Below are 11,221 nucleotides of genomic sequence, written 5' to 3'. Positions count from 1 at the left end.
CGTCCGTTTCCTTTAGTAGAATATAATGTTCTTGCTTATCTAAAAGCTCTTCTGCGCTTACTGAATCTCTTTCGTTTTTCAGTGGGGCAAAGATAACAACTTATTACCACGCAAAACAAACTTTGTTAACTTTAATTTCATATTTACGTAATATTTTCACCTAAATAACTGATACCTTGAGAGAAAAATTTTAAACATTTGTTTGAAGGATTTGCGTGGAGAATATAGAATATAAGGAAAGTGGGAAATATAGGTATTTTGGGAGGATATAAAATGAATGAGTAATGAGTAACGGAAGGTATACATTATATAATAGACAATATATGATGTGAGATCTCTACTTGGTACAAGTACGTTTTGGCTAAAGCCCATTCTTACTGATGGACTTCTGGTTGGTGGGAAAGAATGATTGAAGGTTTTTTAACAATACATTGCTGAGCGCTGGTGAAATCCTTATAGAATGACAAAGATTGCGCAGAACAGAAAGGGAGATGAAGAAATAAAGTAATACAATACTTATTATAAAGGATTCTTTTATAAAATGAGGGCTGTGTATTTTTTATTTTCCCACAGATTGCGCGGATTTGCACAGAGGACTGGAAATAATTGGATAACCACCCCGTCAAAGGAGGGGAATGATGGAAGACATTCATTATGAATAATGGTTAATATTACTAATTAATGACAGCCATTCTCTATTCTCTATTCTCTATTCTCTATTCCCCGCCACTCATTACTCATTATTCTTGTCCCCTACCCTAGCCCCGATAGAAACGGTTACCCCGCAGCATGCGTTGGTGAGAGAAAGGGGTTGAGCGTTGGAGGGCATTGGCGCGAGGAGTATGAGTGGAGAGCGGGATTAAGCTCCTGATGAAATTTGAGAGTTTGAGAGTTTGAGAATTTTATCGACGGAGGGTTTAAGAGCTGGAAAAATGAAGATGAAGACAGAGACACAACTTATATATAATATGGCCATTTTACCATTTATTGTAATCTATAATCTATTAAAATGAATAATTAGGATTTATAAGGAGTCTTACAAGTAAATTCCGATTTGAAAAAATCATTTTTTTGGGATAGTCATTAAAGACTTTCTATCTTATTATCTGTTAAAAAAAGTGGATTTCGGTAAATATAAGTCATAAATACCGTGACTTTTCACCTTGTCATTAATCAATTGATCCTTATCTATTAAGGCAACAAACATAGTATTTATTTTTTCTTAAATGATAGTACTATTTTTGTTAAATTTGCCGTTTTACATAGAAACGTAAGAATATTTTATTTTTTTATATATTTTTTAAAAACCTGCATACTTTTTGTTTGTGCTAATTGCCTGAAGAAACGAATGATGTTAAACAAGACCTCCAAAAAACACTATTTTTTATTTTTTTTCCTGACCATTACCAGCTTTACCTATGCTCAAAACAAGGCCAGCGGAAAGATTGTTGATGCCAAAAACAACAAGGAAGTGAGCAAAGTTGATATTTTTATCAATGATAATAAAACTCCTTCTCTTACCACCACCTCAGGAAGCTTCAGCGTTCAGTCTGATAGCATTATCCAAAGACTGAGGTTTATCAGAAAGAACTATACTACAGAAACTCTTGATATTACTCCGGAGAATGCTGAGAATATTTTTGTTCAGCTTTCTCAGGCCAAAGTAAGTAATATTCAGGAAGTGGTTATTCAGGCTGGGAAACCCAAATACAAAAACAAGAAGGAAAATCCTGCTTATGCAATTATGCAAAAAGTATGGGCTCAAAAAAGGAATAACGGTCTTGAAAAATTTGATACCTATTCATATAAAGAATATGAAAAGACTCAATTTGATCTCAATAATATAGACAGTGCCTTCATGAAGAAGAAAATCTTCAATAAGCTTGATTTCATTTTTGATTACGCAGATTCTACTGCCAGCGGAAGACTTGGACTTCCCGTGTTCTTAAATGAAGCTGTATATGAAAATTATGGCAAAAATAAGCCTGATAAAAATACCAAAAGAACGTTGGTGGCTCAAAAAACATCAGGGTTCCAGGATAATCAGGTAATTACAGTTTCTGCGAAGAACCTTTACAGAGATATTAATATTTACGATAATACGTTAAACTATTTTGACATTGGCTTTCAGAGTCCAGCAGGAACAGACGGGTTCGGGACCTATGATTATAACCTTGTAGATACCATTTCTATTCGTGGAGAGAAGGCTTTTCAAATAAGATATCAGCCTAAACGTAAGGATGTACTGGCATTTCAGGGAAATCTTTATATAGATACGGATACCTATGCTGTTCTGGGAGCTACTTTAAGGTCAACTCAGAAAATCAATGTTAACTTTGTGAACAGTGTTTACACTCAGTTGGAATACGACAATCCGGACGAAACAACCTTTCTTCCCAAGAAATTAGTTACGGAAGTTGAGATGAGTCCTTTTTCTAAGAAGAAAGGATCTAAGAGCATTATCGCAAAAAAATCTGTTGATTATTCTAATTACGAATTCAATATTCCTCTAGATCCTAAAGTTTTTAAGCGTACGGAAGAAGAATATGAAGATAAGTTCACTGATAAAGATGATACTTATTGGACAAAAGCAAGACCAGATACTTTATCCAAATCCGAACAAGGTGTATATAAAATGCTAGATCAGCTTCAGCAGACCCCAAAGTTCAATCGCATGGTAAAATTGGTTGAAACTCTTGGTTCTCGTTATTATAATGCTTTTAAAGGAGTAGATTTTGGTCCTATTTTTTCTGTTTATGGAAGAAATGAGGTGGAAGGAGACAGAATAAGAATTGGAGCAAGATCCTATTTTGGATTGAATGATCCCTGGAGAGTTCAGTTCTATACTGCCTATGGATTTAAAGATCATCAAGTAAAATACGGTGCAGAAGCCCGATATATGTTTAACAGGCTTAACCGATTTATGATTGGAGCTGGAACCAGCAGAGATGTTGTTCAGCTTGGTGGGCAGCTTACATCCGGTGATGGAGTGGCATCCCGTTCTTTATCTTCCAGTACATTTTTTGCAAGAGGGGAGAATATTTCTTTAAGTTCTGTAAACCAAACTAGTGTTTTTGCTGCTATTGAACCATGGAAAAATGTACAGATAAGAGTTGACGGAGTTATGCAAAGTATTAAGTCAGCCATCCCTGAGAAATTCAATCTTATGTACTATCAGCCAGACGGGCAACTAAGAAAAACAGTAAATGATTCTCATGTAACAATTAGCTTAATTGCAAAACCTGGAGCAAGATTTTCTCAAACCGGAATTGACAGATACCAGGCAAAAAACCTTGCCCCTACTATTGTTTTAAGATACACCAGAGGTATTGAAGGATTGTTCAATGCCGATTTCAACTATGACAAGCTTCAGTTTATGTTCTACAAACCGTTTTTGATCGGAACATTAGGAAAAACAATTGTAAATTTTGAAGCAGGGAAAAATTTCAATACCGTTCCATTGGCTTTACAGAATATTATTCCTGCTAACCTTTCTTACGGTTTAGCTCCGAATACATTCTCACAGCTTAATTATTACGAGTTTGTAGCTGATGCTTATACTACTCTTCATTTGGAACACCACTTTAATGGTAAAATTTTGTCTTATATTCCTTTAATTAAGAAGTTAAAATTCAGAGAGGTAGCCTTTATCAGGGCTGCATATGGAACTTTAAGCGATGCATCCAAAGCAATTAATGTAGAAGGATTTAAATATTCTGCTCCTAGTGATCACATTTATTATGAATATGGATTTGGGATTGAAAATATTGGAATTGGTAACCTAAGAATTTTCAGAGTAGATTTCAACTGGAGAGGTAACTATCTTGACAGGCCTGATATTTCAAAATTCGGCGTTAAAGCTGGTTTTCAGGTTGGATTCTAAAATATACTATAGTAATCGGGCGGCTTCTTCGAAGCCGCCCGATCTATTTTAAGCTTTATTAAGAGCAATTGCAAGATTCTTCTAAAGTACTCAAACAATATTGCTGTTGCCAGGAACTTAACCTGCACCATTGTGTACAAGTTTTTATTATGAAATCCGGACAGATATAATCATTTCCACCACCAATTGATTTCAATTGATTTTTTGTAAGTTTTTTATAATTTCTCATCTCAACAATAGTTTATATTAAATACACTCACAAGGTTCTTCAAAAATATTACTTGGGCAATGCAGTTTCTGCCATGTCGTCCATCTGCACCAAGAATTGCAAGAACTTGCTATAGGAGGACAGTTTCCTGCTCCACCATTAATTTCTTTCAGACTCTTCTTTGTTAGTTTTTTCAGATTTTTCATAGTTATTTAGTTTTAATGTCTTGCCTACTCTATATGCTTTTCGGCTTCCGCAATTCATTTATTGTTTGATCATTAGTAAATATATAAATATTTCACCATTTAAGGATAATTTATAAAATATACTTTTTAATGGAATGGAATACAGAAAATCTTTTTACCTTCAAAATTCATATACTAGATCAACATAAGAAGATTATACATCGAAATACCCTGTAAAACAAAAAACCACAGCTTCAAAGAAACTGTAGTTTTCTAATTTTTATTTAATCTATAAGGTTAGCAGGGTGCACACGGCTCTCCAAGCAAACAATGTGACTTTTGCCATGGAGTCCATCCACACCAATCTTCACATGTATCTGTTATTGGAGGGCAATATATTCCGCCACCGTTAATATTTTTCAAAATCCCTTTGGTCAGCCTTTTAAAATGTTTCATAGATCCTATGTTAATTTATGGACTATCGAATAAGAACTGATTAACAATTACAAGGCATTTCATCAATAACAGCATTAGCACAATGAGCTTTTTGCCAAGCTGACCATCCACACCATTCGCTGCACCATGAAGCAGGAATTGGACATCTCTCACCTCCAGCAATTGTTTTCAACTGTTTTTTCGTTAATTTTTTTGAATTTTTCATATTATTTAGTTTTAATGTACTGCCTACTCTATGTGCTTTTCGGCTTCCGCAATTGATTTGTTATTTGATACACAACAAATATATAAATATTTCACTTCCGGTAGAATATTTATAATAAATTTAACTTTTAGACAGGAGAAACAAAAAAAAGCCTCAGCAAAAAAATGCTGAGGCTTTAATTTTTATAAAACGCTTATAATTATGCGTTTGGCTCTACAGATACGAAAGATCTGTTATTTGCTTTCTTTCTGAAAACTACTTTACCATCTACTAATGCAAACAAAGTGTGATCTTTACCGATTCCCACGTTATCACCTGGGTGGTGCTGAGTACCTCTTTGTCTAACAATAATATTTCCGGCAATAGCTGCTTGTCCTCCGAAAATCTTCACACCTAATCTCTTAGAGTGAGACTCTCTACCGTTCTTGGAACTACCGACTCCTTTCTTGTGTGCCATTTTATTACTGGATTATTTGTTAAGTGCTTTAAATTGATCGATATTCTTAATGATAGCAGCATCTACTTCTTCATGAGTAAGAATATTTTTCTCTAATTCAACTTTAACTGCTTTACCTAAAGTAATTAAAGTTTCTCTGTTCTCTTTAGACTGAGACAAGTTGTTTTTCTTTAAGTGATAGTTCAACTCGTGATCTTCACTAAAGTTAACAGTTGCGTTGTCAGAAAGAACTTCAGACTTTACAGTTTCTTTTTTAGCAGCTTTTTTAGCTCCCGCTTCAAATCCTGTAATACCAGTGATTACGATTTGAGTTAAAGATTGTCTGTGACCGTTTTTAACTTGGTAACCTTTTCTTCTTTTCTTTTTGAAAATGATTACTTTATCAGCTTTTACGTGGTCAAGAATCTCTGCTTCCACAGTGATTCCGCTTACAGCTGGGGCGCCTACAGTGATTGCTCCGTTTACAGTAAGAAGAACTTTATCGAAAGAAACTTTTCCTCCTTTGTCTCCTTTTAAACGGTTCACAAACAACTTTTGGTCTTGCTCAACTTTGTATTGAAGCCCTGCTATTTCTACAATTGCAAACATTGTTTATAAATTTTTAGTTATTTCGAGGTGCAAATATACAAATAAAATTCTAAACACCTTACAATCAAAGCAATGTTTTTTATTGAAAAAATATATTCACTATGTTTTGAATAATTTTTAATACTAAAGTGCTCATTCATAAAAGATAATTTCTTAACTTCGTTTCACCAACTAAATAATTATATGAAAAGAAACTTTAATCTCTGCTTATTAGCGGGCGCTATTGCTGCAACATTCCTGACAGCATGTAGTGATGACAAAATGGAAGAGGCAGCTCTTCCTCAACAGGAGAGCCTTAGTGCAAAAATTGAACAGCCAGGAGCACTTGAAAAAACCTGCGCCTATGTAGACAACAACTGGAGTTCCAATTCTGTTTTGATGACAGGACTTCAGAACGCCACAGACACCAATTTTATGAATGCTCAAATGACTAAAATTGCAAGTTTATGGGGAAGAAGCAATCCTACTCTACGATTTGTGAATGATGCTTCCAATTTCAATTCAACCTACAATGCCATTTCCTACTCTACAGGAAAGATCTATTATGGATATGCTATCTATTATGATGCAAAAGCAAAAGGTGGGGATATTGTAAATGCGATGATTCTTGCCCATGAGTACGGGCATCAGTTACAGTATATTTTTGGACTTCCTTCAGTAAACGAAAATACAGCAAGACCTAATGAGCTTGAAGCTGACGGTTTTGCAGGATACTATTTAAGAAGACCAAACGGCTACAACAAAACTAATTTCTCTGAAATTGCTGCAGCTTACGAATTTGCACAAAGCATTGGAGATTATCAGACTTCAAGTCCGGGACACCACGGAACTCCTGCACAAAGAAGATCAGCTGTTCGTTTAGGTTTCCTTTTAGGACAATATGACCTTAATGCTTCCAACTTCGATTATAACTTCTTCTATTATTATCAAGGAGTTCTTAACGGAACTTACAAAATGGCTAAAAACACTGTAAACCCAGAAATTGATGCTTACATGAGCCAATATATAGATGAATTAAGAAAAATTCAGTCCGGAGAAATTTCAGCGGAAGAATTTAAACATCTTCAATAAAGAAACATTCATTTTTAGCATATTTAAGAAAGGAGGCAGACAATTAGGTTCTGCCTCTTTTTATTTGTCTTGAAAAATAACAGAAGTTTATTTACTTTTGACCTCATATCCCATCATAATGAACAGAGACCTCTACATTGACTTCGCCAAAGGACTAGCTACCCTATCCATTATCTTTATCCACACTGCTTTCTGGTCCGGGCAGTTTTATATTCCTGCAGAAGTAAGAGTCTTTTCTCTTGTTTTTGATGTCGCCTTATTTTATGCTTTAAGCGGAATCACATCAGGAGCTAATATTGAGAAAACGTTTTACAGATTACTGAAACTACAGATCACTTATATGATCTTTGTGACCTTTCTGTTCTTTTTAGACTACTTTTTTAAAGTATTTGGTCTTTCCTTCTTTTCTATGGAATGGCTGCAAAGTTTTTATTCAACATTTGGATCAAAATATTCCACAACCAGTATTTCAACGATGCCACAATGGCAAAACTTAGGTAACTGGTACCTTCACCAGTACACCAATGCTGATACTTTTCCGGTTGTTATGGGCAGCTTTTGGTATCTGAAAGTGTATTATATTCTTACCGTTCTGGGAGTTTTAATCTTAAGGTTTTTCCCTAAACATATCAATTGGTTCATTGGACTTTGTATTGGACTAACCTTATTATTCAACAGCTTCCCGGAATATTATCCAACAGGACAGGTGGGTTATGTTGCCTTTTATATGGCCATTTTCTTAATTGGAAACAGGATGCGTGGAAAAAAGATTACTTCCAAATTCATTCCTGTAGCCTATGCAATGGTAGCAGCAGCTTTAATATGGATGTTCTGGTATTATGGAAATGAAATTTTCTATAAAATTAATAAGAATAAATTCCCACCCCAGATCCCTTATATCATTTGGGCACAATTCTCATTAGTGACCTTATTTGTTCTTTACAACCGTTTGAAGATTACCAAGGAAAACATCATTACTTATATTGGTAAAAATGCCATCTTTTTCTATTTTGCCCAAGGACTAAGTTCTTCTTTAGTCTATTTTCTGGTAGTTCCTTTGAAGGAAAATATGCCCTGGTGGCTGTTAATGATCATTATTTATGTTATTAATATCATTTTAGCCTTTGTTATTTCTGCCGGGTTGAAAAAAATAGATGCATTAGGATGGTGTATTCTTGAGTTTTTAAGAAAGAAAACCGCTATTAAAGATTGATTGCTTAATAAATGCATCTGAAGGGTAATAATAGTAACTCCCGCATTTATAAATACAATATAAAATAGGAGCCTGATTACATAAAACTCAATAGAAAATAAAATCTATCCTATCAGAAGCACCAAATATCTCTAATTTGTTTTAAATTTACAAAAATTTTAAAAAATGTTTAAGTTGAAACTCCCAACCGATCCAAGGTGGGCAAACATTGCAGAAGGAAACATCGAAGAAATTTTAACGGACCATGCATGGTGCGAACAAAAAGCAGCGACCAATGCTATTGGTCTGATCACTATGCTTCCTGAATATCCGGAAATTGTTACAGAACTTCTTGCTATTGCTCAGGAAGAGCTGGATCACTTCAATCAGGTTCATGAGATCATTAAAAAGAGAGGCTACCAGTTTGGAAGAGCCAGAAAAGATGATTATGTAAATGAATTGGCAAAGTTTATTATTCAGGGAACCAGAGAGCAGCTTATTGTAGATAAAATGCTTTTTGCTGCGATGATTGAAGCCAGAAGCTGTGAAAGATTTAAGGTTCTTACTGAAAATATTAAAGATGAAGAGCTTAAAGTCTTTTATAAAGAACTTATGATTTCTGAAGCGAACCACTATACAACCTTCATTGGATTTGCAAGACAGCTTGGAGATCCTGAAAAGGTAAATGAACGATGGGATGCATGGTTAGAATATGAAGCCAGTATCATTAAATCTTACGGAAATAAAGAAACTATACACGGTTAAAATATAAATAGTAAAGAAGAAACATTGAAGAAACCAAGCTTTGAAAGTATTGCCAATCTATTCCTGAAAAACTTTTTTCAGGGACTGGTTATTATTGGACCAATCGGACTTACGATTTTTGTGATCTGGTATATTGTAAGTGCAATAGACAATCTTGTTCCTTCGCTTGCCAAACAGATTCCTGGGCTTGTTTTCGTTTCAATTATATTACTTACGGCTATTTTAGGATATCTGGGAAATAAATTTGTGGTGGGAAGGTTCTTTTTCGACACCATGGATAGCTTACTGGAAAAAACACCGGGAGTAAAACATATTTACACTCCTACAAAGGACGTTATGTCCTCTTTTGTGGGCGACAAGAAAAAATTCAACGATCCTGTATGGGTTAAGACCAATGAAAATCCGGAGATCTGGAGAATCGGTTTTTTAACTCAAAAAGAAATGTCGGACGTTGACAAGCATAATTACGTTGCGGTATATTTACCCCATTCCTATGCAATTTCGGGCTGGGTAATTGTTACTGAAGAAAAAAACATCAAACCTGTAGTGGGGATGACTGCTGCTTCTGCGATGAAGTTTGCAGTAAGCGGCGGTGTAGCCGGATTCCATTCTGATGAAAATATATTTAAAGCACCGGAATAATCTCTATTCTACTTTAGATATACATTGATGAATTTGAAAATTATTTTCAAACAAATTTTCTTTTACAAACAATTTAAAAACATACCAACCCATGAATTTACCGTACGCGGAGCCTTTCCGCATTAAAATGGTGGAAGAAATCCGCCAATCTACAAGAGCTGAAAGAGAAGAATGGCTTAAAGAAGCTAATTACAATCTCTTTAATTTAAAATCTTCACAAGTTTTTATTGATCTTTTAACTGATTCCGGAACCGGAGCAATGTCTGACAGGCAATGGGGCGCATTGATGACCGGAGACGAAAGCTACGCAGGTTCCCGTTCTTTTGAAGAACTTCAGAACAGTGTTGAAAGAATTACAGGGTTCAAATATCTATTACCAACTCACCAGGGAAGAGCTGCCGAAAATGTACTTTTCTCAGTATTAGTAAAAGAAGGAGATATTGTTCCAGGAAATTCACATTTTGACACAACAAAAGGACACATCGAGTTCAGAAAAGCTCATGCCGTTGACTGTACTATTGACGAAGCTTTTGATATTAATAATCCTCACCCTTTCAAAGGAAATATCAATCTTGAGAAACTGGAAGCGATTTATAAAAGCCATCCTAAAGAAAATATTCCTTTCTGTCTGATTACCATTACCTGTAATTCTTCCGGGGGACAACCTGTTTCTTTGGAGAATATGAAAGCTGTAAAAGCTCTTTCTGACCAATATGGAATCCCTGTATTCTTTGATTCTGCAAGGTTTGCAGAGAATGCTTACTTCATTAAGAAAAGAGAGCAAGGTCAGGAAAACAGAACCATCAAAGAGATCTGTAAAGAAATTTTCTCTTATGGAGAAGGAATGACCATGAGTTCTAAAAAAGATGGATTAGTAAATATTGGAGGATTTATCGCTTTAAATAATGAAGAAGTTTTCAGAAAAGCTTCTAATTTTACAATCATCTATGAAGGATTCATCACTTATGGAGGAATGGCTGGAAGAGATATGGCTGCATTAGCGGTAGGTCTTGATGAAGCTACAGAATTTGCTTATCTGGAAAGCAGAATTTCTCAGGTAGAATATCTTGGAAATAAGTTAATTGAATATGGAATTCCGGTACAGAAACCAATCGGAGGGCATGCCGTTTTCATTGATTCTTTAAGTTTCCTTCCTAATGTTTCCCGTGAGGAATATCCGGCACAAACTTTAGGTCTTGAAATCTATAAGGAAGCAGGAATCAGAACGGTGGAAATTGGAACGTTACTGGCCGACAGAGATCCTGAGACAAGACAAAACCGCTATCCGAAACTGGAACTGGTACGTCTTGCCATCCCTAGAAGAACCTACACCAATAATCATATGGATTATATTGCTGCAGCAATAAAGAACGTATATGAAAGACGTGAAGAAATTGCAAAAGGGTATAAAATTACCTGGGAACCGGAAATATTAAGACATTTTACTGTTCAGCTTGAAAAAGCATAAGGATAAAAGCAAAACCGGAATTCATTTCCGGTTTTTTTATGCCGTTTATTCATGCAGCAAATATCTTCCTCAAAATCTTATCTTTATCCTCATGCATTTCT

Annotated in this window: 10 protein-coding genes; 6 read left to right on the top strand and 4 right to left on the bottom strand. The window is 35.1% G+C overall.

Annotated features, from left to right (window positions below):
• Positions 1 to 1,348 precede the first annotated feature (1,348 nt).
• Entirely contained in the window at positions 1,349 to 3,883 is a 2,535-nt protein-coding gene (locus BLS98_RS09095) for a DUF5686 family protein (RefSeq protein WP_228425113.1), read from the top strand.
• A gap of 246 nt (positions 3,884 to 4,129) precedes the next feature.
• Here BLS98_RS09095 and BLS98_RS23270 read toward each other — a convergent pair whose 3' ends face one another.
• The 4 genes from BLS98_RS23270 to rplU form a co-directional block, all read right to left on the bottom strand.
• Entirely contained in the window at positions 4,130 to 4,297 is a 168-nt protein-coding gene (locus tag BLS98_RS23270; protein ID WP_167356194.1) for a bacteriocin-like protein, read from the bottom strand.
• Between the two features lie 475 nt (positions 4,298 to 4,772).
• Positions 4,773 to 4,937, bottom strand: coding sequence for a bacteriocin-like protein (locus BLS98_RS23265; RefSeq protein WP_167356193.1), 165 nt, complete (start codon positions 4,935 to 4,937; stop codon positions 4,773 to 4,775).
• A gap of 199 nt (positions 4,938 to 5,136) precedes the next feature.
• Complete coding sequence (gene rpmA, locus BLS98_RS09090) at positions 5,137 to 5,394, bottom strand: 50S ribosomal protein L27 (protein ID WP_027372929.1); 258 nt, start codon at positions 5,392 to 5,394, stop codon at positions 5,137 to 5,139.
• A 12-nt stretch (positions 5,395 to 5,406) separates the two neighbouring features.
• Positions 5,407 to 5,982, bottom strand: coding sequence for a 50S ribosomal protein L21 (rplU, locus tag BLS98_RS09085; RefSeq protein ID WP_089735672.1), 576 nt, complete (start codon positions 5,980 to 5,982; stop codon positions 5,407 to 5,409).
• 183 nt (positions 5,983 to 6,165) lie between these two features.
• Here rplU and BLS98_RS09080 point away from each other — a divergent pair, with 183 nt between their 5' ends.
• The 5 genes from BLS98_RS09080 (at position 6,166) to BLS98_RS09060 (ending at position 11,120) form a co-directional block, all read left to right on the top strand.
• Positions 6,166 to 7,053, top strand: a complete 888-nt coding sequence (locus tag BLS98_RS09080) for a neutral zinc metallopeptidase (protein WP_089735671.1) — start codon at positions 6,166 to 6,168, stop codon at positions 7,051 to 7,053.
• 118 nt (positions 7,054 to 7,171) lie between these two features.
• Positions 7,172 to 8,266 carry an acyltransferase family protein gene (locus tag BLS98_RS09075; protein ID WP_089735668.1) on the top strand — a complete coding sequence of 365 codons (1,095 nt, stop codon included), beginning with the start codon at positions 7,172 to 7,174 and terminating at the stop codon, positions 8,264 to 8,266.
• A 165-nt stretch (positions 8,267 to 8,431) separates the two neighbouring features.
• A complete protein-coding gene (gene miaE, locus BLS98_RS09070) occupies positions 8,432 to 9,010 on the top strand; it encodes a MiaE family protein (protein WP_089735666.1) in 579 nt (192 codons plus the stop codon).
• A 24-nt stretch (positions 9,011 to 9,034) separates the two neighbouring features.
• The gene (locus BLS98_RS09065) at positions 9,035 to 9,652 is read left to right on the top strand and encodes a DUF502 domain-containing protein (RefSeq protein WP_089735663.1); all 618 of its coding nucleotides are present in this window, start codon (positions 9,035 to 9,037) and stop codon (positions 9,650 to 9,652) included.
• A 91-nt stretch (positions 9,653 to 9,743) separates the two neighbouring features.
• Positions 9,744 to 11,120 carry a tryptophanase gene (locus BLS98_RS09060; protein WP_089735662.1) on the top strand — a complete coding sequence of 459 codons (1,377 nt, stop codon included), beginning with the start codon at positions 9,744 to 9,746 and terminating at the stop codon, positions 11,118 to 11,120.
• Positions 11,121 to 11,221: the final 101 nt, after the last annotated feature.

Source organism: Chryseobacterium jejuense (assembly GCF_900100075.1).
GTDB lineage: Bacteria > Bacteroidota > Bacteroidia > Flavobacteriales > Weeksellaceae > Chryseobacterium > Chryseobacterium jejuense.
The sequence above is the reverse complement of the archived record's forward strand: the minus strand, read 5'-3'. Positions and strand labels throughout refer to the sequence as shown.

What these genes read in the sequence shown, in the direction of transcription:
- BLS98_RS09095 (WP_228425113.1), top strand. Translation starts at nt 1,349, where the DNA reads ATGATGTTAAACAAGACCTCCAAAAAACACTATTTTTTATTTTTTTTC.
- BLS98_RS23270 (WP_167356194.1), bottom strand. Translation starts at nt 4,297, where the DNA reads ATGAAAAATCTGAAAAAACTAACAAAGAAGAGTCTGAAAGAAATTAAT.
- BLS98_RS23265 (WP_167356193.1), bottom strand. Translation starts at nt 4,937, where the DNA reads ATGAAAAATTCAAAAAAATTAACGAAAAAACAGTTGAAAACAATTGCT.
- rpmA (WP_027372929.1), bottom strand. Translation starts at nt 5,394, where the DNA reads ATGGCACACAAGAAAGGAGTCGGTAGTTCCAAGAACGGTAGAGAGTCT.
- rplU (WP_089735672.1), bottom strand. Translation starts at nt 5,982, where the DNA reads ATGTTTGCAATTGTAGAAATAGCAGGGCTTCAATACAAAGTTGAGCAA.
- BLS98_RS09080 (WP_089735671.1), top strand. Translation starts at nt 6,166, where the DNA reads ATGAAAAGAAACTTTAATCTCTGCTTATTAGCGGGCGCTATTGCTGCA.
- BLS98_RS09075 (WP_089735668.1), top strand. Translation starts at nt 7,172, where the DNA reads ATGAACAGAGACCTCTACATTGACTTCGCCAAAGGACTAGCTACCCTA.
- miaE (WP_089735666.1), top strand. Translation starts at nt 8,432, where the DNA reads ATGTTTAAGTTGAAACTCCCAACCGATCCAAGGTGGGCAAACATTGCA.
- BLS98_RS09060 (WP_089735662.1), top strand. Translation starts at nt 9,744, where the DNA reads ATGAATTTACCGTACGCGGAGCCTTTCCGCATTAAAATGGTGGAAGAA.